We start from the raw sequence: 23,579 nt of genomic DNA on the forward strand, positions 1-23,579 counted from the left end.
CATAATTTCATATTTGATATATGTATAGAGGGATAGATATAATCAATTAGCTTGTTGTAACAGAAGATGTTAAAGTAAATACAGTTCAATTCACATTAATTCGATGCGAATTGTATATTATTAACATATCTTAATGAAATGAGTTGAAATATATGAGTGAAGTATATAGACTAGCAACGATTGAGGATGTTGAAAGACTTGTTTATGTTACGTATGAGGCATACGTTACCATTCGTGAATTAGATCTTAAATGGCCAGCTGCACATGCAGACTATGCATTGATCGAGAACAATATTATTAAGAATGAGTGTTATGTCCTTGAGGTGGATGGAGAAATTAAAGCTACAGTTACTCTAAACAAGGGTAATGAGATTAAGTTCATTACTGATTTGCCATTCGTTATGTGGTTTGCGGTAGACCCGGCATGCCAAGGTACAGGTATTGGAGGAAAACTACTTACTTGGGTTGAGGAAACTATTATCCGAGATAAGTTAGGAGCACCAGCATTAACGCTTGCTACTGCAGAGAAACATCCGTGGCTTCTTCCTATGTATGAACGAAAAGGCTATGCACGTATTAAAGCTTTCGATTCGGAAAAAGGGGATGGAGTTATGCATCTTCTAAGAAAAGTAGTTAATCCTGCTGCTTTTGAAATTTATCTTCAAGAGCATGAACAACAAATAGATAATGAAGAAAGAGATAACCATACCGTAAGTCAATGAACCAGGCATTCATAGCGTAACCTTGTGCTTTTCGCGTAATTAGAGAAAAGGGGTTTTATCTGATGAAATTCGTGTTGTTCAGCTTATTGATGAATGTTCCCAATGCCATTACTGGGGAGACATTAACGACTCAGCAGAAATTCCAGAATATCATTGCACAAGCTGTTCTTGCTGAAGAGCTTGGGTTTGAAGCTTATGGTGTAGGTGAGCGACATGGAACGCCATTTCTTTCATCTTCTCCGCCGGTTATCTTAAGCGCAATTGCTGCTCGAACCTCACGAATTCGATTGTTAACAACGGTCACAGTACTTAGCGTTCTTGATCCAGTACGCGTAGCTGAAGATTATGCTACACTGGATCATCTCAGCGAGGGACGTCTAGAGATGATCATTGGCAAAGGAAATGATCCACGGCACTATCCTCTATTCGGTATTTCAGAGGATGAGCAATGGGATTCTCTAGCTGAGCGATATGCATTGCTCAAACGGTTATGGAATGAGGAGAATGTGACCTGGAAGGGGAAATATCGTACACCACTTGATAATGTTACGACACAACCGAGACCGTTTCAACAACCAATCCCGATCTGGCATGGTAGCGCATCAAGTACACTTTCCACGGAATTAGCTGCGAAATACGGCGAGCCGATATTTTCTTCTAATTCCTTTCATCCACAAGCGAAATATAAAGCATTGATTGATCATTATCGGGAACGCTTATCTTATTACGGTCACGATCCCAAGAATGCGATTGTTGGCTCAGGTGCAAGTAGTCTATATCTTGCGAACACACCAGAAGAGGCTATAAAGCGTTTCCGCCCCTATTATAATGCGTTTCATGCAACAGATGCAGCACAGCATAATCAATCTCCCTTTAAAGATCTAGAGGACAATATTGAGAATGGACCCATATTAGTAGGTAATGCGGAGCAAGTCATTGAGAAAATTCTGAATTATCACAGAGCATATGGTAATCAAGTTCTTTGTATTAGTGTAGATGGATTGAACGAAGCTGAGCAACATGAACAGTTACATCGATTCGTCAATGATGTTATGCCGGTGTTGCGCAAGGAAATTCCAAGTTCATTATGGGAAAGTAAGCCGAAGATCCTCCATGTTAATTTATTAAGCAGGGGAGTCTAATATTTGTAGTATGATTACCTTTGCTAAAAAATAGACGCACATAAATAGACACATACCAGATCTTCTGGTATGTGTCTATTTGTAATTGTGCGATGGAGTAAATATGTGGTTAGCAGTTGGATTAGTAAGGATAGTATTCAGCTGGTTCCACTCCTAAGTAAATGGAGTTGATTCCTCATACCTAGGTGAAAACGAATGCTATCCATTATTTTAATATCATTACATTGTATAACGTCAGCAATACTTTTTTGTTTATCTTGATCTGGGCTACTAAGAAATTGGGTCATCCACAAACACCTATTGTTATCATTAATCATCATTTGTTCCTCCTCTAATGATTGGATGCGTTATTAATAGAATATATTAATTTTGTTAATACATTATGATAATTTCATTAAAATCATATAAATTTGTTTGTTCCTTGAGTCTAAATTGTAAAAATACTGAGTTTTTAATTTAATATATTTACCATTTATTTTACAAATAAACATACTTTTGTAAATAATCGCATGATAGACTGAAGTTGAATTAGAATTACTAGTCTTTATTCATGGGAGGAATATGATGAGAAAGTTTACTAGATTCCAAGCTCGATTTGTGAAGTCAGCAATTGCAATGTCTTTGGCGTTATCACTTCAAGTGGGATTCAATAATGGTTCCTCATCTGTGTTCGCAGAGGGACCAACAGACACGGCACCTTACATCCAAGCGAAAGTCGTTAATGAAAATGCAGGAAAAAAGGTTCTCTTTGATAACACACACGGACAGACCGCAGGTGCGGCCGATTGGGTTATTGATGGTGCTTTTTCAGATTTCGGAAATGCACTAGCTAATAATGGTTATGATGTGAAAGAACTCCGTAAAACTACGCCAATTACCTACAATGACTTAAAAGACTATGATGTATTCGTCATTGCAGAAGCCAATATTCCGTTTAAACAAAGTGAACAAGTAGCTATGGAACAATATGTACAAGCGGGTAACAGTATCTTCTTCATAGGAGATCACTATAATGCAGATCGTAACAAGAACCGTTGGGACGGATCAGAGGCGATGAATGGTTATCGTCGTGGGGCTTGGGCAGATCCGGCCAAAGGGATGAGTGTAGATGAGCGAAATTCCGCTGCTATGCAGGGTGTTGTAAGTTCAGATTGGCTTGGATCGAAGTTCGGTGTTCGGTTCCGCTATAATGCATTAGGTGATATCACAGCGAATAATATCGTTGCACCTGACCAATCATTTGGTATTACAGCAGGTGTATCTACCGTTGCTATGCACGCTGGCTCAACACTTGCGATTATGGACCCTACCAAGGCAAAAGGGATTGTATTTCTCCCAACTACAAACGCAGCTTGGCCAAATGCTGTAGATCAAGGAGTATATAATGGTGGCGGAATTGCTGAAGGACCTTATGTGGCAGTATCTAAAGTAGGTGCTGGAAAAGCTGCATTCATTGGTGATTCTTCACCTGTTGAGGATGCAACGCCTAAATACCTCCGTGAAGAAACAGGCACGAAGAAAACAACTTATGATGGATTTAAAGAGCAAAATGATGGCGTCTTATTGGTTAACATGGTTAACTGGTTATCCAAGAAAGAGAGTTATACGAATCTGAATCAGGTAAGTAATTTACAATTGGATCAGACGACTGCGTTGCTACCTATTGAAGCACCAGAGACTTCAACAGAACCTCAATCAGAACCATGGTCAGCACCTGCTGCTGGATATAAATGGTGGGATAGTTCGACGTTTAAACCTGGATCCTATGGAAGTTCAACAGCTAGTGCTGCTCTGACATACAGCTTTGTTCATCAGGCTCAACTTCCAAATGCCCAAGATTTCAAAATACGGGTAGTTGTAGATAACCTTCCAGCCAATTCAACGGTATCTGGATTTAGTACGGGGATTTATCTAACGAGTGGTGGGACACAGATTGCTAAGATTCAAAATGATGATGGTATATGGCCATCCGCTTTCGGTTATAGTTCCACATACAGCCTAACCTCAAATGGTAATGGGCGTGCTTATAAAGACCTAAACGTAAGAGTTAAGCCGGGTACCTTGGGTGCGGCGAATCTCAGATTGAGACAAAATGGTAACAATCTCATCACCAATGTGGTCCAGGTAGCCAACGTTTCTGCAGAAGAGATACCTGCTGAGGGTAATCCGATTCCTAATAAAATTACGATAGCGGAAGCTCGTAATAAAGCACAGGGAACAACGGTTACGATTGAAGGTGTTGTGACTACGGATCCAGGTATCTTTGGTGGTCAGACATTTTATCTTCAGGATGACACAGCCGGTATCTATGTGTTTCAAACGTTAAGTGGATTTCATCAAGGAGATGTTGTAAAGATAACTGCGCCTCTTGCTCTGTATAACACAGAAATTGAACTGACTGATCCGATTGCTATTGTAAAGACTGGAACCACGGCGCTTCCAGTTCCGCAAGTAGCAACTGCGAGTGATGCGAACCAAGGACAACTCGTACAACTTCGTGATGTTACGATTCGCAATGTCATCGCTGCAACGCCTACGGGTTCTTTTGAGTTCGATGCGGTAAATGGATCTATTAGCATTCATGTAAGAGTGGACGTACGGACTGGCTTGAATTTAACTGACTTCTCGTATAAAGAAGGACAAGTTGTTGATGTGGCAGGGATATCCGCTATCTTCAAAGGTGTATATCAATTAAAACCTAGAGGTAGCAGCGACTTCACTGGTTCTGTTGCACAGATCGTACCCGTTACAACGGCTTCAATCTCCTCGGTATCTAATCTAAATGGTTGGTACAACAACGAAGTAACACTTTCATTGGTAGCAACAGGGAGTAGCACGGATATCATCTCGACGAAATATACCTTAAATGGTGGTGCAGAGGTTCTTTATACAGGACCAGTGCCTATTCAAACCGATGGAGAATATACGTTCAAGTATTACTCCTCCACAGATAAAGGTCTAAGTGAAGAAGTGCAGTCTTTGCAGGTGAAATTGGACAAGACAGCACCTTCTGCTAGGCTCACTCAAAATGGTAAAGAGGTAACCGATGTGAAACTTGAGGATATTCTGAAATATGAACTTGCGACAACGGATTCGTTATCTGGTGTATCAACACAAAAGTTATTGTTAGATGGTAAGGAAATTAATAATGGGGATGTAGTGAAAGCTGCTGACCTTGGAGTAGGTGTTCATACCATTCAATATCATGTGTTTGACCTAGCCGGCAACTCATCTGAGAAAAGTATTCCATTTAAAGTTAGCAATCCACTAGCAACGAGTATTCCAGGTAAGCCAGTATTATCGGATACGAGTGGAAATATCAATGGATTAAAGGATGGTAGTTACACGGTAACCATGAATCTATGGTGGGGAAATAACGGAAATGAGTTCAAGTTATATGAGAATGGGGTTCTCATTAACTCTCAGAACTTAACAGATGCTTCTCCCGCCGCTCAGAGTGTAAAGACTGAAATAAAAGGTAGAGCGAATGGAACTTATAAATATATTGCTGAATTAACAAATGCTTACGGAACGACCACGAGTAGTGAACTGATTGTTACGATATCCGCAGCTACACCAGCTAAATCTGTATTATCTCACGATAATTGGGATGGGGACGGAAATTATAAAGTAACGATGAATATGTGGTGGGGAACGAATGGTTCGCAATATCGACTATACGAGAATGGCGTATTAATCGATTCGAAGAATCTTCTGGAGACAGCATCTAGTGCTCAGAGTGCTATGACAGAATTGTCAGGCAGAACACTAGGTAAATATGAATATCGCAGCGAGCTAATTAATGCTGCTGGAGTAACATCAAGTGACACCATTACAGTAAATGTTGTGAAATAAGTAAATGGAAAAAAATTTAATCAAAAAATAGAAAAATATGTTAATATAGTAATAGATATACAATTCGATACTGACAACATTATGGAAAGGAGGAGCACTCGAAATTATAGTGTTAACCATCCAAGGAGGAATGAAGATGTTGTTATTGAAAAATAGGTCGAAACATTCGGTTTTCCGTATCCTGGTTGTATGCCTCCTTCTGATGTTTTCGATTATTCCGATCGCCTCGGCGGCTACGCCGGACCCAATCACCAACCTTCAAATTACAAGTACTTACCCTGTGACTTTGGCGTGGACAAATCCCACGACTGATTATGATTACATTCAGGTTATTAAATTAAACAGAACCGATTTAGTAGAAGTCTACAAAAAAACATTGACTAAAGGATCCACTGTCTTTGCCGATCATTCTTCTATGAGTTCTAATAAGGAATATTGGTATATCTTTCAAGCGTACAAGAATGGAGTATACTCCAACCAAGTAAAGAAGATCTATCAGAACTGATTATATAGCAAGTCAGTATTCATTCTTGCTTGTATCCTGATATTATCGGAAAGAGAGTCCAAATGGACTCTCTCTTTTTTGTATCTAACAGATGATATTAGTAGTTCGCTTAGCGAATAACTCACCATCCGACCTTTGGATGATTTAACTTTATACCCTATTCTAGGTATAATAGGGACAGAATTAATAACGGACATCATGAAGGGAGCCATTTATGAATTGGATCGCCACACAATCATATTACAAAATTCATAGACAAGTCTCCAGCACAGAACAAACAACGGTCGTGAATGATCGTTCCATGTATTTATATGAACATAAAGTACGGACTAAATATCGAGAGTTTGCGATAGAGGACGTATTTGATATGTCTTATCGACAAATGGGAGACGAGGGTGGATTTCTATATCTACACACGAAACAAGGCGTATACCCTTACACGGTTAGAGAAGATCCGAGTTCATTTATCGATACCTTTAAAGAGCTGAAATAAGCCGTAATAACGTTCAGTTCTTCCAACCATGCTTGTATCCTGTATATATAACCTTATTAGATATGTATAATTAAAGGATACATAGAGGGACAAATAAAATAAGTGAGTTGGATAACAATGGACAGTGAGAAACAGCGTTTGAGTATTGAAGCTGCAAGGTTATATTATCAATCTGATTACAGTCAACAACAGATTGCTGATGAATTGGGTTTATCCCGACCAACGGTATCCAGATTACTTCAGCATGCGAAAGAAAAAGGATATGTAAGAATTGATATTATTGACCCCAGAGAAGACTTGAATATACTTGCGATTGAACTGAAGAAGCAATACCAATTAGATACAGTTCAATTATGTTATTCACCACGCAATGATTATGAAGAAATCAAGAAACATATCACTAAAAAAGCGGCTGAATTTATTCATGAAGTCGTACAAGATGGAGACATTATTGGTGTTACATGGGGAACAACCATGCATGCAGTCGCTCGTCAATTACAATCGAAACCACTGAGAGGGGTAGAAGTGGTTCAGCTAAAAGGTGGTGTAAGTCATTCTCAAGTCAATACTTACGCTGCTGAAATCGTAAATTTATTCGCAGAGGCATTCCAGACCATTGCACGCTATTTACCGTTACCTGTTATTTTCGATAGTATCGAAGTGAAGAAAATGGTAGAGGCAGATCGACATATAGGGCGTATCATTGAATTGGGTAAACAAGCGAATATTGCTGCCTTTACGGTTGGGACAGTAAAGGATGATGCGTTGCTCTTCAGATTAGGTTACTTTAATAAAGATGAGCAGCAATTACTTAAACTTACTGGTGCAGGAGATATTTGTTCTCGGTTCTTCGATGCGCAGGGTGTCCTTTGTAGTGAAGACATCAATAATCGCACAGTAGGAATCGATCTGACCGAACTTAGATCAAAGGAAAAATCAATTCTTATTGCCGGAGGACAGCGTAAAATTGAAGCGATTCAAGCTGCGCTTGCTGGAAAATATGCGAATATATTAATTACAGATCAATTTACAGCACAAGCGTTGTTACAGTAAATATCCAAGAAAAGTATGAATAACATAGGCTTAGCCTTTTATGCCAATTTGATATTGGTTTCGAAGGCTTTTTATATGTTCTGGGTAAGTTATATATATCCCTATATGTCCAAGAAATGTCCAAGAAACCAAGAACAACAATATACTTGAACATAATTTCTAGTTAGCGTTTACACATGTTCATATTGGTGGTATTGTAAACAGATAATTAAGGATTCTTATAAGAGAAAGGTGATGTCAAATGATTAACTTAGCAAGATTGATCGATCACACGCTTTTACGTGCAGACGCAACAAAGAATGAAATTACAAAATTAACTGAGGAAGCGAAACAATACGAATTTGCATCCGTTTGTGTGAATCCAACATGGGTAGCTTATGCAGCTGAACAGCTAGCGAATACGAACGTGAAAGTATGTACGGTCATTGGATTCCCTCTTGGGGCGAGTACAAGCGCAACGAAAGCTTTTGAAGCTAGAAATGCTATTGAAAATGGTGCAACTGAGGTTGATATGGTCATTAACATTGGCGCTTTGAAAGATGGGAATCATGACATAGTGGAGCAAGATATCAAAGCCGTTGTTGATGCAGCTGCTGGGAAAGCTCTTGTGAAAGTTATTATTGAAACTTGTATCTTAACAGACGAAGAAAAGATAGTTGCTTGTCAGCTTGCGGTTAAGGCAGGTACTGACTTTGTTAAAACATCCACTGGGTTCTCAACCGGAGGTGCAACTGCTGAAGATGTAGCTCTTATGCGGCAAACGGTAGGTGAACATATCGGAGTTAAAGCTTCTGGGGGCGTTCGTAAGCTTGAAGATATGGAAAAATTGATTGCGGCAGGGGCATCAAGAATCGGTGCTAGTTCAGGCGTTACAATCATGGAAGGTAAGCAATCCACTTCTTCGTATTAATGATATTAAGATGAATTAGCGCTACTCCATCATAGCGAAGCGTTATAAAGGGAATAACATAGATTAAAGGACTAACTCGATGAATCTGAGTCCAATCGACTATTAGGAGAACAACATGAGATATTTAATTACTATACTAGGTATACTAATTGTTTTTGGGCTCACTTACCTCGCAAGCAATGATAAAAGAAAGATCCGCTATCGACCGTTGATCGTCATGGTTATTTTACAGGTTATATTAGCTGCTGTGTTATTAAACACGGTTGTAGGATCTATTGTTATTGAAGCTATTTCAGGCGTATTTGAAAAATTAATGATGTATGCGATGGAAGGCGTTAACTTTGTATTCGGTGGCATTCTTAACGAAGGACAATTCACATTCTTCTTATCAGTGTTATTGCCAATTGTATTTATCTCGGCGCTCATTGGTATATTGCAGTATATCAAAGTCTTACCATTCGTTATAAGGTATATTGGTCTTGTACTAAGTAAGGTTAATGGTATGGGTAAATTGGAATCGTATAATGCAGTTGCTTCAGCTGTTCTAGGACAATCTGAAGTGTTTATATCTGTTAAAAAGCAAATTAATTTGTTACCGAAACACCGGCTCTACACCTTATGTGCCTCCGCCATGTCTACCGTATCCATGTCTATTGTAGGATCCTATATGCAGGTACTACAACCTAGATATGTCGTAACTGCACTTGTTCTTAACTTGTTCGGTGGATTTATAATTACTTCAGTTATAAATCCTTACGTTGTCGATAAAGAGGAAGATATTCTAGAAGTACAAGTTGATGAAGAAGAGAAACAATCATTTTTCGAGATGCTTGGGGAATATATCATGGATGGATTTAAAGTTGCCATCGTGGTGGCGGCGATGTTAATTGGTTTCGTAGCGATCATTGCCATGATTAACGGGATCTTTGATGGTATATTTGGAGTATCATTTCAACAAATACTTGGTTATGTGTTTGCACCGTTCGCTTTTATGATGGGTATTCCATGGAAAGAAGCTGTGGATGCAGGAAGTATTATGGCTACCAAGATGGTCTCCAATGAGTTCGTTGCTATGTTAGAGCTTGGTAAGTACTCGGATCTATCATCACGCACAGTTGGGATTATATCTGTATTTCTTGTTTCGTTTGCGAATTTCTCGTCCATCGGTATTATCTCCGGTGCAGTAAAAGGTTTGCATGAGAAGCAAGGGAACGTTGTCGCTAGGTTTGGTCTGAAATTACTGTATGGGGCAACCTTAGTTAGTATGCTTTCTGCAACCATAGCAGGAATTTTTATCAAATAGATTTAAAAAAGACTCTCCTACGAAAGGAAGGGATTTATAATGAATGCCTTTAAACGAATTCACCTAATTGTAATGGACTCGGTCGGAATTGGAGAAGCACCTGATGCAGCTCAATTTGGTGATTTTGATGTTAATACTTTAGGACATATTGCCCGTGAATGTGACGGTCTGGACATGCCGAACATGGCAAAGCTTGGGTTGTCTAATATTGAGGAGATCAAGGGCATAACGATTGCTGATCACCCACTCGCTTATTACACAAAGATGCAAGAAGCATCTAGTGGTAAAGATACGATGACTGGACATTGGGAGATGATGGGACTACGTATTGATACGCCATTCCGCGTCTTTGAGCATGGTTTCCCTGATGAACTGATTTCTCGAATTGAAGAGAAAACAGGTCGTAAAGTGATTGGAAATAAGCCAGCGAGCGGAACGGAAATTATTGAAGAACTTGGAGAAGAACATGTGAAGACAGGTGCTCTGATCGTGTATACTTCTGCGGATTCCGTGCTTCAAATCGCTGCACATGAGGACATTGTGCCGTTGAAGGAATTATATGAAATTTGTGAATTTTGCAGAAAGATCACATTAGATGATCCTTATATGTTAGGCAGAATTATTGCGAGACCCTTTACAGGTGAGATAGGGGCGTTCACACGAACTTCCAATCGTCATGACTATGCGCTGAAACCATTTAGTCCCACCGTCATGAATGCATTGAAGGATGCAGGACATGATGTCATTGCGATTGGGAAGATTTCAGATATATTTGATGGGGAAGGCGTAACCCAAGTCGTTCGTACGGTGTCTAATTCGGACGGCATGGATAAATTCATTGCGACATTCGATGAATCTTTCCATGGATTCAGCTTCTTAAACCTAGTCGACTTTGATGCGTTATATGGGCATCGTCGTGATCCGCAGGGGTATGGACAAGCGTTAGAGGATTATGATACCCGCTTACCAGAGGTATTCGCCAAGATGACAGAAGATGATCTTCTAATCATCACGGCAGATCATGGGAATGATCCGACGTATCGTGGAACGGATCATACTCGTGAATATGTGCCGTTATTAATGTATTCACCAAGATTTAAAGAAGACGGTCAAGCACTCCCTATACGAGAGACTTTTGCAGACATTGGCGCAACCATTGCTGAGAATTTCAAAGTTACGATGCCAGAACATGGCAAGAGTTTTCTAACTGATTTGAAATAAGGGTTGAGAATAGACAATAAATAATGACTAACTAGCCCTTCCTAAGACCAAGTGATAATCTTCACTTGGTCTTATTCATATTGTAAGACTATTATCAGCGTAGTATGTAAGCTAAAGCGATATAGTGTTATAATCACGCATGAGTAGTAGCTAACAACATTATTCTTAATATATAAAAGACTAGAGAGGTAATTAGACATGAGTGTTATTCGCTTAGAGAATGTTACGAAGAAATATGAAGATACGTTGATTTTTAGAGATATATATTTTCGAGTAAGCAAAGGGGAACGTATCGGTCTTATCGGACGAAATGGTGCTGGTAAATCAACGGTATTTAAATTGATTATGGGTAAAGAAGATCCTACTGCTGGCAAGGTGGAAGTAGACCCTCAAGTAAAGATCAGTTATTTCTCACAATTCTCTGAATTGAGTGGAGGCCTATCTGTTCAGCAGGAGTTAGAATTATGCTTCGAACAGGTGGCTCTTATTGAAAAGGAACTATCTGAGATAGGTGAAAATCTAGGTGTTGTGACGGATGATACCCAGATGGATCGATTATTAGAACGCCAAGCTGAGCTTTTTGAACAAATGGAGCATTTAGACGGTTGGAATGTATCTGTCGAAATTGATACCGTGCTAACGAAGTTAGGGTTCAATGATAGATCGCGCCATCAGCCCGTTGATGAATTATCTGGTGGATGGAGAAACCGAGCGGCTCTAGCCAAAATGCTCATTGAAATGCCGGATGTCGTATTACTCGATGAACCAACTAACTTTTTGGATATCGAAGGTATTGTATGGCTTGAGCAGTGGTTACACCGCTTCAATGGCGCGATGATCTTGGTGTCCCATGATCGTCAATTTATCGATCGCGTAGTTACGCGGACGATAGAAATTGAGAATTATCATTTTCAGGAATACGAAGGTAATTATACGGATTACATACGGAAGAAGAAGATGCGTAAGAAAGTACTGGATCGACAGTTCGAATGGGAGGAAGAACTTCTCATCATGGAGTCTGAATCCATCGATACCCGCTCGCAGAAAAAAACGTCTAAAGATCGGCTCTCACGAAAGCTTGCTGATATGAAGAAGCGGGTTGATCCTCATCCGGTGAATGTGCTCATCACTGATATTTATGAGAATTTACGATGCCCAGACAAGTTATGCGAAGTAAAAGGCATCGGTCAGACGTATGACGGACGTTCGATATTCCAGAACATCAGCTTCGACATTCAGAAGGAAGATCGATTGGCAATTGTAGGTCCTAATGGCAGTGGGAAATCTACCCTGATTAAGGTCATTACGGGACAAGAACAACCGGAATCTGGTGAAGTGATTTGGGAGAAGGGTGTTAGCTATGCGTATTTCAACCGCATGTGGGACGAGCTTGATCGGAAGGATACCGTTAGCCATGCTGTAAATATTTCAGGGCTTGGTTTAAATGCTACTCGAAAAAAAGTGAATAAATTCCTTTCTATGCTTCAGTTCTCGGAGAATGATCTTAGTAAAGTGATTGGTTCGTTATCGGGTGGGCAGCAGGCCCGAGTAGCACTAGCCAAATGTTTACTCTCAGGAGCTACAGTAATCATTTTAGATGAACCGACCAATCACCTTGATCTGACAAGTATACAAGTGATGGAGCAGGCACTTATTCATTTCCCTGGCGCTGTAATTACTGTAAGCCATGATCGATTCTTTATTGATAAAATAGCGACTAAGATGCTCACCTTCGATCCTATCTTAGGAATAAGTGAGGAGAATGTATAGATGAAACCCTCTAGACGGGGAATGGTAATAACGTTAAGTGCCTTGTTCGTGAGTATGATTATAACTTCAACCTTTGGACAACCTGTAAGTGCCGAGTCACTTAATGTAACACAGGACATGATTGTGAAGAAAAATAACTTACCCAAGGGATTCGTCTATATAGATGATATGATTCCTTCGGTACACTTGGATATAAGGTATTATGGAGAATATAATTTTGTAGGACAACACATTGATGGTTATAAGGCCCCTTTAGCGATTATGTCGCTAAAGGGGGTTACTGCATTGAAGAAGGTTAGTGATGAGTTGGAGAAGAAAGGGTATCTGCTACTCATATATGATGCTTACCGTCCGCAAAAAGGAGTCAATGATTTCGTTAGATGGTCAAAGGATGCTAAGGATACCAAGATGAAGATTGAATTCTATCCGTTACTGGATAAGCGTAACTTGTTCAAACTTGGGTTCATCTCTAGTAAATCAGGCCATACAAGAGGCAGCACGATTGACCTATCTCTTGTGCACAAATCAACGGGTAAGGTCGTCGATATGGGAAGTCCTTTTGACTTCTTTGGAGATATTTCGAATCACGGTACGAAGCTTATTAACAAACAACAGACCGGTAACCGAAATGTACTGAAGAACGCTATGGTGAAGTATGGCTTCAAACCATATAGCAAGGAATGGTGGCATTATACATTAATAAATGAGCCTTTTCCGAAGCAGTATTTCAATTTTGATGTGGAGTGACTAGGAGAGTGAATCATGAGAAAGTTATTAGTAGCAGACGATGACCCGAATATTCGTACGTTATTGAAACATGTTCTGACAAGACAAGGGTATGGCGTAATTGAGGCAACAGACGGAGAAGATGCAATCCATAAGCTAAAGGAAACAACCGTTGATTTGGCTATTGTGGATGTGATGATGCCACATATGGATGGTCTGGAACTATGCCAATATATTCGTGAGTCCTATGACATTCCAATTATATTACTGACGGCACGTCAGCAGTTAAGTGACAAGGAACAAGGTTATCTGCGAGGTACGGATGATTATGTCACAAAACCATTCGAGCCAGAGGAATTATTGTTCCGAATTACAGCGTTATTTCGGCGATATTCCGTAGCCTCTGATGATAAGATTCGCTTGAATCGTCTAATAATCGATCGAAAGAATTACGAGATTACGGATGGTCAACAAATGTTACTGTTGCCGGTGAAGGAATTTGAGTTATTGTCACAGTTAGCGCAATACCCGGGCAGACTATTCTCTCGGAGTGAATTAATTGAATTGGTATGGGGAACGGACTATGAAGGAGACGAACGAACAGTAGATGTACATATCAAACGATTACGTGAACGATTTCTAGAATACCAGGATGATTTTATCATTCGAACGGTACGAGGAATTGGATACAAGGTGGAGGTCATCACCTCATGAAGTCATTGTATGTAAGAATGTGCCTCATCTTTTGTTCAGTGATACTTGTAAGCAGTGTGCTAGGATTTCTAGTGTCTAATGTGCATTATCATACGAAGCTTAAGCCTTTAAATGATGCGAAATTAACACAAATGGCTCTTCAACTGAAACAATTTAGCGAATCTCACCCTGAATCAATTGATGACTATTTACAAAGCATAGCTGTTGTGGGATACAAAATTTACTTGAGTAATGATCAAGGTGATGAACGATTCTTCGGAAGACCTTTTAGTAAACTGAATTTAAAAGAGGGCATATTTCAAAAAGTAATAGATGGACAGATATACCATGGTGTTGGTGATTTTCCGAACGAAGCATTTATTACAGGCTTCTTTGATAATCAGTTACGAAATAGTATAGGTGTGCCCCTTGAAATGAATGGGGAGCGGTATGCCTTGTTCATTCGTCCTGATGTAGAAGTACAATTTGGCGAGCTACGGATTTTCATTGCCATGTTGATTGGATTCACGTTATTATTCTGTCTAGGTTTCGTTGTGATCTCCGCTCTCCATATTGTGAGACCCATTTCCCGACTAACAACGGCTACCAAGAGGATTGTTAAGGGGAGATATGATATTGAGTTGAATACATCAAGGCGTGATGAAATTGGGCAATTGGCTTCCCATTTCATGACGATGAGTCAGGAACTTGAACGGACGAACCGCGCGAGGCAGGAATTTGTCGCTAACGTATCGCATGAAATCGAATCTCCTCTAACCTCTATACAGGGATTTGCGAATACACTTAAGGATACTACGTTACCTGAAGATCAGCAGAATCATTATCTTTCTATTATTGAAGAAGAGTGTCGCCGTCTATCTTTACTTAGTAAACAATTACTTACCTTGTCTTCTCTAGATTATGACGAGAATGCACTACAAGTGAAATCGTTCAATTTACGCGCTCAAATAAGACAAGTGGTTCAAATTATGGAGTGGAGATTGACAGAGAAACAATTGGCTCTCCGATTAAGCTTACCTGATATTAGCATCAAAGGAGATGCAGATATGTTATATCAAGTGTGGATGAATCTCATATCCAATGCGATCAAATATACGCCTGAAGGTGGCACAGTTGCTATTTCTGCGAATATTGAATTGGATCAATGTGTAATCACCGTATCCGATACGGGTGAAGGAATTCATGTGGAAGAACTCCCTATGATATTTGATCGATTCTATAAAGTAGATCGAGCGAGGACAAAAGAAACGCATAGTACGGGTCTGGGACTTGCGATTGCGCAGAAGATTATTCATTCCCATAAAGGTAGCATTGCAGTCTCAAGTACAATTGGAGAAGGAACGACATTTACAGTTGCACTCCCATTATCTAAACATTAAGCTTTTTTCGATTAGACTTATCCCTCATGGACATGCAGGAACATGCGTGAGGGATACTTCTAAATGAATAAGGCTTATTTTTTTGTAATTTGTTATTCATACTCCGTTCATTTTCGCCGACTAAACTGAACCTATAGAGTTTAGAAGGAGTGATTACATGTTTTTAGCAATGAGAGAGCTACGCCATTCGAAAGCTAGATACGCGCTTATAATGGTCATTATGTTGTTGGTTTCGTTTCTTGTTTTATTCGTAACAGGTTTAGCTAAGGGTTTAGCTTATGCCAACATATCAGCAATTGAAAATATGCCTACGAATTATTACGTTGTTCAGGGGGATGCGGAACATAAGTTCAGACGTTCACAGCTTAATGATTCGAATCTGAAAGATGTTCGTGCGATTGTAGGCAATGAAAATGCTACGCCTCTGAGTATGCAAATGAGTACAATTACGGCAACTGATCTTGATGTGAAGGCCGATGTAACTTTCTTTGCAGTTGATATGGCAGGTCCAATAGCACCTAAGGTTGTACAAGGTGCTGAAATTTCAAATGATACGGTAGGCAGTGTCATTGTCGATCGAAAGTTGGAAGAGTCGGGCATCAAGATTGGAAGTGTTATTAGCGATCAGCAGACAGGAATGACTTTGAAAGTTGCTGGCTTTGTAGAGGATAACTCCTATAGTCACACACCTGTGGTATATATAAATGCTCATGACTGGCAGGAATTGACGACGGGTGTAAGCCAGAAGGGTGCTACTGATCATCCTGCTTCTTTTAATCTCATTGCGGTTCATGCGACTTCTGACCAAGCGACAAGCTTACAAGAAGGACTTAAAGGCGTAGATGTTATTACACAAAAAGAAGCCATTGCAAGTATCCCAGGTTACTCCGAGGAACAGGGTTCGCTTCTGATGATGATTGCTTTCTTATTTGTTATTTCTGCGGTTGTTCTAGCTGTCTTCTTCTACGTTATTACGATTCAGAAAACAAGTCAGTTCGGTATCTTAAAAGCAATGGGCACGAAGACTTCTTACTTAGCATGGAGTGTTCTTGGACAGGTATTACTACTATCCGTCTCAAGTCTTGTAGTAAGTCTATTGATGATCGGGGGAATGAAAATGATTCTTCCAGAGTCTATGCCATTCCAATTGAACACACCTACGCTTATACTAACGAGTTCATTATTTGTAGGTATGTCTTTGATTGGTTCCCTTATCTCAGTATTAAAGGTAGCCAAAGTTGATGCGTTAGAAGCGATTGGGAGGGTTGGAGCATGACAACAGCTAAATTAGTAATGAAACAAGTGACCAAAACCTACGGAGACGGTGATTCAACACTGTCTGTATTAAATAAATTAGATTTCCAAGTTAATGAAGGGGAATTTGTTGCTGTGCTAGGACCATCGGGATCGGGTAAAAGCACATTTCTGTCAACGGCTGGAGCGCTCTTGAGTCCAACTAACGGTGAAATTCTTATCGATGGTGAATCGATTGCCGATAAGAATAAGGCAGAGCTTACAGAATTCCGTTTGCATAAAATAGGGTTTATGTTTCAAAATGCGCAATTGCTTCCATATTTAAAGGTGGAAGAACAGCTGCTATTTGTAGCCAAAATTGCGAAACTGAGTTCCAGTGAATCTAAGAAACGCTCAGCTTATTTATTGAAACGACTAGGCATATGGGAACGTCGGAATCATTATCCTGAGAAGTTATCGGGTGGAGAGAAGCAACGTGTTGCCATTGCGAGAGCATGGATGAACAATCCGGCGATTCTATTCGCAGATGAACCAACAGCTAGTCTTGATTTCAAACGGGGTAAAGAAGTTGTGCAAATGTTAGCTGACGAAGTGAAGCGAGAAGGAAAAGCAGCTGTCATGGTTACGCATGACGAACGCATGTTGGAATGGTGTGATCGCGTACTTTATTTACAGGATGGTATTCTTCTAGAGAGATAAGACATCTTGGTAAATTGAACTTGATTATAATAGATAAGCCCATCGATATGGGCTTATCTATTTTTTATTGTAATAATTTCAAAATGTCTTAGGATCAACCTTTTTACACATCATGATGCACACCATATTCAACAAGTCGAAGCTAAGGTTCGGGTTATTTTTTAGCTGTTCTCTTTAGAAATTTGTTCAATTTGTTCTGCTTTGTTTCCTATTTTTAAGATAGTGATCGTCATAATACATATAATAACCACGAGTACGATCAACGCAGGGATGAAATTATCGAATAGATCTACCGTTAGCCCGATGAATGCAGGACCAAGGGATGCGAGCAAATATCCTCCGAATTGCACGATTGCAGACCATGATATTGCTTCTGTTGTACTTCTAGCTTCTTGGATGGGCATGAGTATTGCTAATGGGAAAAGTCCGCCAGCCCCAATACCCAGGAATATCGTAGCTAGCCATGGGGAGAAGTGAAATAATAACAAGAGAATGCCTATGATTTCAGATAGACTACATAATATTAACCACAGTTTTCGATTTCCTGTTCTACCTACAATCATAGGAATAGATAAACTTATAGGAATTTGAATTACTGTAAATAAGGTGAGAATATTACCAGATTGAGCATGGCTTAAGCCTGTTGATTGTACAATGGGCGCCAACCAAGCGGTTATAGAATAAAAGATGGCAGCCATGCATGCGAAAAACAACATGAAAAGATTGACACGTTTATTTTTAATAAATAATGATGAAATAGCTATGGGATTTGGATTAGGTCCACTTTTTTTAAGAAGTGGGAGTAGGAATAATGCAGCAGGAATAGCTAATACGCTCCAGAAACTGAGTGATTGTTGCCAAGAATCATTCATCCTATGGAATAAGGGAATTGAAAAACTAGATGCTATTGCTGCACCAATTACCATAGATACGGAATAGATACCTGTTAGACCAGGTTTTTCAGGGAAGTATTTTTTAATAAATCCTGAAATTAAGGGTCCGGCTATTCCTATACCTATTCCTGATATCAAAGCTGTAATAAGCAAAACAATACTATCTTGGACAACCATACGGAGTAAGGTGGCCGTAAATATGAACGACATGGCTAGAAGTAAAGATTTCTCGATTCCTAAACGGTTGTTTAATGTGATGGATGCAATGGCGAATAGACCCATACATAACACCGGTAGCGTCGTTATTAGGCTAGCTGTCAATCCGCTCATTCCTAGACTGGTCTGGATGATATCGAGCAAGGGACCCACAGAAGTAATGGATGGCCTTAAATTCAACGACACTAAACATATAATCATCATGAGGTAAACAAATCGCAAATGAAGCACCTTCTTTCTTTATCATAGCATTCATTGTAAACTTACACTTATGATAGATCAATTCTACTATTTCTATGTTAACCATAGTCTAAGACTATAGTTGAGGGAGGGTGTCGTATGGAAATCAGGCAATTGCAATATTTTCTCGTATTATGTAGTGAACTACATTTTTCAGAAGCAGCATTCAAATTGGGCATTTCACAGCCTACCCTAAGTCAACAGATTCGAGTATTAGAAGATGAGTTAGGTGTTCCTCTGTTCGATCGGATTGGTAAAAAGACGTTCCAGACTGAAGCGGGTAAGCTACTGGAGCATCACGCTATACAAGTTATTCAACAATTAGACAACGCGAAGAATGCCATTGCTGATCTAACGAATCTAAATACGGGTCATTTACGTGTTGCGGTGCTTCCATCTGACCTTGATTATCGATTAACCTCATTACTAATAGACTTCCACAAGGAATTTCCACATACGAAAGTTCAAGTCATACCATCCATGGATATTGTAAATAATGTGATAGATAATGAAGTTGATATTGGTGTTGGGTTAGAGATTCAACCAGATCATCGATTAGATCGGATACCTTTTTATACAGAGTCGTATAGTCTTTATGTAAATGAAGAACATGATTTGGCAGGCAAAGATATTGTTATATCGGAGGATTTAGCACATCTGCCATTAGTGATGTATCCTAAAGGATTCTATGGACGTGATTTGATTGATATTTGGTGTACTAATCAAGGCATTTCTATCGATACACGTATGGAGACAGGATCCGTTGCGTCACTGTTTCAACTTGTAAAAGAAGGCATTGGAGCTACGATTCAACCCAGCCAATTGATTGAAAGTTTCCAATCACTCGGAATTCGCGCAATCCCGATCCGTCAATCTCCTACAAGAAAGTTAGAAATGTTTTATCGTAATGATAAATATTTAAGCCAAGCAGCGAAAGCATTTCTACAAAGGATGGAAACCTTTTTTAGCAAGTAAATGACGGAGGTAGAGGTCTATCATGGATCAAGGTTCTTATTTAGGAATGATGTTGGTCTAAGAAAGGTCTGAGACATCAGCTGAAATAGAATTTATTTATAAAGAGCGGTTTATAATAAAGGGGACTCAGATTGGCCATGAATGAATACTTGCCGATGAAATAGATACCATGTTACGATGGATAGGACATGGTGATCTTTTCCTTCAGTATAGATGGTACTGATGCAAAGGCATGATGATATTACTTTTTCCCATGATCACAAATTATAAGAAGCTGAGGTGACTTGTTCAATGAATGATGGATTAGCGAAAGCTCTAAATACACAGATGAATTTTGAATTTTATTCTGCTCATGTCTACTTAGCTATGGCTGCATATTGCTCGGGTGAAAGTCTTGATGGATTTGCAAATTTCTTCACGGTTCAAGCTGAAGAAGAACGGTTTCATGCAATGAAAATATACAAGTTCCTTAACGACCGTCGACAACGTGCGACGCTAGAAGCTTTACCAGAACCTAAGAATGAGTATGCTTCTATGTTGGATGTATTCGAACATGGTTATGCACATGAGCAGCAGAACACTAAGAAATTCTATGCGCTTGCTGACTTAGCAACGGACGAACGTGAACATGCAACAATATACTTCTTGAAATGGTTCATTGATGAACAGGTTGAAGAAGAATCTCTATTCGATAACATCATTCAGAAGCTGAAACGTATTGAAAAAGACAGTAACGCATTCTACATGTTAGATGCAGAATTCGCTTCTCGTTCATTCACACCGCCAGCAGAATAATATATCAGATGAGTACGAGGATGAGAATGACAAAAGGCTATTAGCTCTTTGTTATTCTCATCTTTTTTAATATTCAGGAGGTGATTCAATGAATAGCGATAAAGAATTACAAGAACTAAAGGAGCGCTTGGCAAAAGTTGAGGGTCAGCTCCAACAAAAGTCGAAATTTTCTAGTGGTTTAAGGTTTGTAATAGGCTTTATAATTGTTTTTGTAGTCTTTTTAGTGGTAATTGGAGTCGTTCAGTTCATGAGCAATTCTTCAGTCTAAAGCTAGTAAACAAATGAGTAAGACAAAGAGGTAAGGCACTTTGTCTTACTCATTTGTTTGTATATTGGATATGCTGAAATGCCAAAACCATGAACGGGGATGCGATATTACGTGGCGTAGGTATTTGCAACATTCATTGACCTTATTCCGTTATATAAAAGTATGAAAAATGTTAATAAAGCATCCGAATTTCTCGTTTATTACAACCAAATTAAGAAAGAAGTGTCAACGATGAAACAAATGTTTCTGCTGATCATAATGATCGTCGTGGTTGGCTGTTCATCAGAATACAATAGAGGCACATATGATCTCTATTTGATACCTGACGATTATGAGGGAGTAATCCAGGTTATTTACAACGTAAAGAATTCTCCACAGCTTCAAAGAGAAGGGAAATATGACGTGATTCCCGTGGACAAGAGTGGTATGTATCGCACATCTACTTCCATGTATGACTATGGCTCGGTTATTGACCAATATTATTATGTGAACCACAAAGGCGATCGAACGAAGATTGATTCATTATGTGTAAACGTTATGGGAACAGGAGGATATCAGAATGAACAAGGAGAAGAGACACACTACACAAAAATAGAAGTTACACGTTCGGTATGTGGTGAGAACTTTAGGAGTAATGGATCGAGAAGATGATTGATTATCGACTATGATGTTCAGTTGCGGTTTAACGGATACAGTATTGCAATTTACCGCCTTCTCTAGAAGGCGGTTTTCTTTCCATCTACAATCAATATTCAGATTTAATATAAGCCAATAATTAATAAGTAAAGCCAAATACATAATCTTGAACGTCTAATAGATATACAGTGAACAACTAAAGGAGGCGGGTAACATCATACGATTAATTGAGAAGGCTAGAAAAGGCGATGATAAGGCATTCTTAGCATTATTTCAGGAATATGAAAGTGATATTTATAGAACGGCATTTATGTATGTCAAAAATCAAAATGATGCGCTCGACGTGGTTCAAGAAACAGCCTACCGGTCATTCAAATCAGTCAAAAATTTAAAAGAAATAAAGTACTTTAAGACATGGTTATTGAGGATTGCGATAAGCTGTTCAATCGATTTGCTCCGAAAACGAAAGAATGTTGTTCAAATGAAACCCGTCTTGATGGAGCTGATTTCGGAAGATACTAATGAAGACATTGATTTGGAAGTGACGGTTCAAGAGCTGATTGAAATGTTAGATGAAGATGAAAAAAGTGTTGTGATCTTAAGGTTTTATCATGACGTTACCATTAAAGAGGTTGCAGAGACGCTAGATATTCCATTGGGAACTGCAAAAACGGTATTATATCGAGCTTTGAAAAAACTCAGAAAAGAATGGAAAGGAGATACCTTTTATGAGCAATAATATAAAGCAGGAAATGGATAAGATCGAAATTCCAAATGAACTTCATGAAAGAAGTAAGATGGGGGTTCAGAAAGCCAAATTAGAAATGCCGCACAAGACACGTAATTGGTCAAAAGCCCTCATGCTTGTAGCGAGCATAATTATAGTGTTTGGTGGCTATGGTGTGTATAAGGATTACTTACAAAAGGAACAGATTCCAACATCTTCAAACGGTAATACTTCCATTGTAGTTAAGGATGAAGGAATCACAATACCAGCATTCGTACTACCAGAGGTTTCTGGGAATATAAAAGTCGATATGGTTGGTCTTATTGTATACAACGGTAAAATTTACACGCAAACAGCGACAGAAATGGATCCTACAATGGCTAGAAATATGTTGGGTGTGAAGCTCGGAACCACAAAAGGTGGTATTGACGAGTGGAGCAAGCAAGATAAATATGCTACGGAGTTCACTTCAAATATTGGAGAAACTGATGTGTATGCTGTGAAAGGTTATGATAAGGATTTTCGAATCATGTCGTACACGGAAATTGGTGGTGAAGTATTTTCAGAATACTATGAATGCCTCAATGGAATAACTATTGCTTCTGGTGAAGATATGTTCGGTAAATTAAATATAAATGGAAATATTCACAATGCTAAATACAGAATTCATAGTGATTGGGACTATAGTGTTGAACGATTTTTCCCTATCGAAGATATGGATTTGTTAAAGGACTTTGCTGAAGCACTGAATCATGCCATCCCGTATTCACGCGAAAGTGTTGAAGAGAAGCTTGGTGATTTCAGAAATGATGAGAATTACAGACAAATGATTATTCAATTGAATGATGGTTCTAAGGTAAGTATGGTGCTTCTGAAAGATGGGTACATTCGTTATGGAAGTGCAGATGTGTATTTTACAATAGATAGCGGAATTTTTAAGAAAATCTGGGATGCATTAAATACACATAACATATCTAAATAATGCTTAAACAAATGAAATTGTGAAGAACTAGATAAAAACCTTGTTTGAAATGCAATATTCGTATAGAATTCTGATAGTGCGTCTGTAGATATTAATTGAGG

At 39.1% G+C, this 23,579-nt stretch carries 22 protein-coding genes; 21 read left to right on the top strand and 1 reads right to left on the bottom strand.

The features are described 5' to 3' along the window. The first annotated feature begins 152 nt into the window (after positions 1 to 152). The 15 genes from PBAT_RS23420 (at position 153) to PBAT_RS23495 (ending at position 17,746) form a co-directional block, all read left to right on the top strand. Positions 153 to 722, top strand: a complete 570-nt coding sequence (locus PBAT_RS23420) for a GNAT family N-acetyltransferase (protein ID WP_068653072.1) — start codon at positions 153 to 155, stop codon at positions 720 to 722. A gap of 62 nt (positions 723 to 784) precedes the next feature. Continuing rightward, the gene (locus PBAT_RS23425; protein ID WP_068653073.1) at positions 785 to 1,864 is read left to right on the top strand and encodes an LLM class flavin-dependent oxidoreductase; all 1,080 of its coding nucleotides are present in this window, start codon (positions 785 to 787) and stop codon (positions 1,862 to 1,864) included. 564 nt (positions 1,865 to 2,428) lie between these two features. Next, the gene (locus tag PBAT_RS23435; protein WP_420848825.1) at positions 2,429 to 5,719 is read left to right on the top strand and encodes an endonuclease; all 3,291 of its coding nucleotides are present in this window, start codon (positions 2,429 to 2,431) and stop codon (positions 5,717 to 5,719) included. 136 nt (positions 5,720 to 5,855) lie between these two features. Continuing rightward, complete coding sequence (locus tag PBAT_RS23440) at positions 5,856 to 6,224, top strand: hypothetical protein (RefSeq protein WP_068653076.1); 369 nt, start codon at positions 5,856 to 5,858, stop codon at positions 6,222 to 6,224. Between the two features lie 214 nt (positions 6,225 to 6,438). Continuing rightward, complete coding sequence (locus tag PBAT_RS23445) at positions 6,439 to 6,717, top strand: hypothetical protein (RefSeq protein WP_068653077.1); 279 nt, start codon at positions 6,439 to 6,441, stop codon at positions 6,715 to 6,717. Positions 6,718 to 6,834: 117 nt separating this feature from the next. Beyond that, a complete protein-coding gene (locus tag PBAT_RS23450) occupies positions 6,835 to 7,770 on the top strand; it encodes a sugar-binding transcriptional regulator (RefSeq protein ID WP_068653078.1) in 936 nt (311 codons plus the stop codon). Between the two features lie 244 nt (positions 7,771 to 8,014). After that, the gene (gene deoC / locus PBAT_RS23455; protein WP_068653277.1) at positions 8,015 to 8,680 is read left to right on the top strand and encodes a deoxyribose-phosphate aldolase; all 666 of its coding nucleotides are present in this window, start codon (positions 8,015 to 8,017) and stop codon (positions 8,678 to 8,680) included. Between the two features lie 115 nt (positions 8,681 to 8,795). Beyond that, a complete protein-coding gene (locus PBAT_RS23460) occupies positions 8,796 to 9,983 on the top strand; it encodes a NupC/NupG family nucleoside CNT transporter (RefSeq protein WP_068653079.1) in 1,188 nt (395 codons plus the stop codon). Positions 9,984 to 10,022: 39 nt separating this feature from the next. After that, positions 10,023 to 11,204: a phosphopentomutase gene (deoB, locus tag PBAT_RS23465; RefSeq protein WP_068653080.1), complete on the top strand. Its 1,182-nt coding sequence runs from the start codon at positions 10,023 to 10,025 to the stop codon at positions 11,202 to 11,204. A gap of 198 nt (positions 11,205 to 11,402) precedes the next feature. Beyond that, positions 11,403 to 12,974, top strand: a complete 1,572-nt coding sequence (locus PBAT_RS23470) for an ABC-F family ATP-binding cassette domain-containing protein (protein WP_068653081.1) — start codon at positions 11,403 to 11,405, stop codon at positions 12,972 to 12,974. Then, positions 12,975 to 13,721: a M15 family metallopeptidase gene (locus PBAT_RS23475; protein WP_211267847.1), complete on the top strand. Its 747-nt coding sequence runs from the start codon at positions 12,975 to 12,977 to the stop codon at positions 13,719 to 13,721. It begins immediately after the preceding gene. 15 nt (positions 13,722 to 13,736) lie between these two features. Then, a complete protein-coding gene (locus tag PBAT_RS23480) occupies positions 13,737 to 14,414 on the top strand; it encodes a response regulator transcription factor (protein ID WP_068653082.1) in 678 nt (225 codons plus the stop codon). Continuing rightward, positions 14,411 to 15,793 carry a sensor histidine kinase gene (locus PBAT_RS23485; protein ID WP_068653083.1) on the top strand — a complete coding sequence of 461 codons (1,383 nt, stop codon included), beginning with the start codon at positions 14,411 to 14,413 and terminating at the stop codon, positions 15,791 to 15,793. The genes PBAT_RS23480 and PBAT_RS23485 overlap by 4 nt, the downstream gene beginning before the upstream one ends. A 157-nt stretch (positions 15,794 to 15,950) precedes the next feature. Beyond that, entirely contained in the window at positions 15,951 to 17,069 is a 1,119-nt protein-coding gene (locus tag PBAT_RS23490; RefSeq protein WP_068653084.1) for an ABC transporter permease, read from the top strand. After that, the gene (locus PBAT_RS23495) at positions 17,066 to 17,746 is read left to right on the top strand and encodes an ABC transporter ATP-binding protein (RefSeq protein ID WP_068653085.1); all 681 of its coding nucleotides are present in this window, start codon (positions 17,066 to 17,068) and stop codon (positions 17,744 to 17,746) included. The genes PBAT_RS23490 and PBAT_RS23495 overlap by 4 nt, the downstream gene beginning before the upstream one ends. A 161-nt stretch (positions 17,747 to 17,907) precedes the next feature. Here PBAT_RS23495 and PBAT_RS23500 read toward each other — a convergent pair whose 3' ends face one another. Beyond that, positions 17,908 to 19,056, bottom strand: coding sequence for an MFS transporter (locus PBAT_RS23500; RefSeq protein WP_248912457.1), 1,149 nt, complete (start codon positions 19,054 to 19,056; stop codon positions 17,908 to 17,910). Between the two features lie 138 nt (positions 19,057 to 19,194). Here PBAT_RS23500 and PBAT_RS23505 point away from each other — a divergent pair, with 138 nt between their 5' ends. From PBAT_RS23505 to PBAT_RS23530, 6 genes are all read left to right on the top strand, one after another. After that, positions 19,195 to 20,070 carry a LysR substrate-binding domain-containing protein gene (locus PBAT_RS23505; protein WP_068653087.1) on the top strand — a complete coding sequence of 292 codons (876 nt, stop codon included), beginning with the start codon at positions 19,195 to 19,197 and terminating at the stop codon, positions 20,068 to 20,070. A gap of 291 nt (positions 20,071 to 20,361) precedes the next feature. Further along, positions 20,362 to 20,865: a ferritin gene (locus tag PBAT_RS23510; RefSeq protein ID WP_068653088.1), complete on the top strand. Its 504-nt coding sequence runs from the start codon at positions 20,362 to 20,364 to the stop codon at positions 20,863 to 20,865. A gap of 88 nt (positions 20,866 to 20,953) precedes the next feature. After that, entirely contained in the window at positions 20,954 to 21,133 is a 180-nt protein-coding gene (locus tag PBAT_RS23515) for a hypothetical protein (RefSeq protein ID WP_068653089.1), read from the top strand. 162 nt (positions 21,134 to 21,295) lie between these two features. After that, positions 21,296 to 21,784: a DUF6843 domain-containing protein gene (locus tag PBAT_RS23520; protein ID WP_149466329.1), complete on the top strand. Its 489-nt coding sequence runs from the start codon at positions 21,296 to 21,298 to the stop codon at positions 21,782 to 21,784. Positions 21,785 to 21,983: 199 nt separating this feature from the next. Next, a complete protein-coding gene (locus PBAT_RS23525; protein ID WP_068653091.1) occupies positions 21,984 to 22,508 on the top strand; it encodes a sigma-70 family RNA polymerase sigma factor in 525 nt (174 codons plus the stop codon). Beyond that, a complete protein-coding gene (locus PBAT_RS23530; RefSeq protein ID WP_068653092.1) occupies positions 22,498 to 23,478 on the top strand; it encodes a hypothetical protein in 981 nt (326 codons plus the stop codon). The genes PBAT_RS23525 and PBAT_RS23530 overlap by 11 nt, the downstream gene beginning before the upstream one ends. The last annotated feature ends 101 nt before the right edge of the window (positions 23,479 to 23,579 follow it).

It is taken from the genome of Paenibacillus antarcticus (assembly GCF_001637225.1).
Classification (GTDB): domain Bacteria; phylum Bacillota; class Bacilli; order Paenibacillales; family Paenibacillaceae; genus Paenibacillus_AQ; species Paenibacillus_AQ antarcticus.

Bases quoted from the DNA above. Each gene is read 5' to 3' on its own strand.
- PBAT_RS23480 (WP_068653082.1), top strand. From the start codon at position 13,737: ATGAGAAAGTTATTAGTAGCAGACGATGACCCGAATATTCGTACGTTA.
- PBAT_RS23445 (WP_068653077.1), top strand. From the start codon at position 6,439: ATGAATTGGATCGCCACACAATCATATTACAAAATTCATAGACAAGTC.
- PBAT_RS23440 (WP_068653076.1), top strand. From the start codon at position 5,856: ATGTTGTTATTGAAAAATAGGTCGAAACATTCGGTTTTCCGTATCCTG.
- deoB (WP_068653080.1), top strand. From the start codon at position 10,023: ATGAATGCCTTTAAACGAATTCACCTAATTGTAATGGACTCGGTCGGA.
- PBAT_RS23495 (WP_068653085.1), top strand. From the start codon at position 17,066: ATGACAACAGCTAAATTAGTAATGAAACAAGTGACCAAAACCTACGGA.
- PBAT_RS23500 (WP_248912457.1), bottom strand. From the start codon at position 19,056: ATGATTATATGTTTAGTGTCGTTGAATTTAAGGCCATCCATTACTTCT.
- PBAT_RS23420 (WP_068653072.1), top strand. From the start codon at position 153: ATGAGTGAAGTATATAGACTAGCAACGATTGAGGATGTTGAAAGACTT.
- PBAT_RS23485 (WP_068653083.1), top strand. From the start codon at position 14,411: ATGAAGTCATTGTATGTAAGAATGTGCCTCATCTTTTGTTCAGTGATA.
- PBAT_RS23460 (WP_068653079.1), top strand. From the start codon at position 8,796: ATGAGATATTTAATTACTATACTAGGTATACTAATTGTTTTTGGGCTC.
- PBAT_RS23475 (WP_211267847.1), top strand. From the start codon at position 12,975: ATGAAACCCTCTAGACGGGGAATGGTAATAACGTTAAGTGCCTTGTTC.
- PBAT_RS23505 (WP_068653087.1), top strand. From the start codon at position 19,195: ATGGAAATCAGGCAATTGCAATATTTTCTCGTATTATGTAGTGAACTA.
- PBAT_RS23530 (WP_068653092.1), top strand. From the start codon at position 22,498: ATGAGCAATAATATAAAGCAGGAAATGGATAAGATCGAAATTCCAAAT.
- PBAT_RS23515 (WP_068653089.1), top strand. From the start codon at position 20,954: ATGAATAGCGATAAAGAATTACAAGAACTAAAGGAGCGCTTGGCAAAA.
- PBAT_RS23425 (WP_068653073.1), top strand. From the start codon at position 785: ATGAAATTCGTGTTGTTCAGCTTATTGATGAATGTTCCCAATGCCATT.
- PBAT_RS23435 (WP_420848825.1), top strand. From the start codon at position 2,429: ATGAGAAAGTTTACTAGATTCCAAGCTCGATTTGTGAAGTCAGCAATT.
- PBAT_RS23520 (WP_149466329.1), top strand. From the start codon at position 21,296: ATGAAAAATGTTAATAAAGCATCCGAATTTCTCGTTTATTACAACCAA.
- PBAT_RS23490 (WP_068653084.1), top strand. From the start codon at position 15,951: ATGTTTTTAGCAATGAGAGAGCTACGCCATTCGAAAGCTAGATACGCG.
- PBAT_RS23470 (WP_068653081.1), top strand. From the start codon at position 11,403: ATGAGTGTTATTCGCTTAGAGAATGTTACGAAGAAATATGAAGATACG.
- PBAT_RS23450 (WP_068653078.1), top strand. From the start codon at position 6,835: ATGGACAGTGAGAAACAGCGTTTGAGTATTGAAGCTGCAAGGTTATAT.
- PBAT_RS23510 (WP_068653088.1), top strand. From the start codon at position 20,362: ATGAATGATGGATTAGCGAAAGCTCTAAATACACAGATGAATTTTGAA.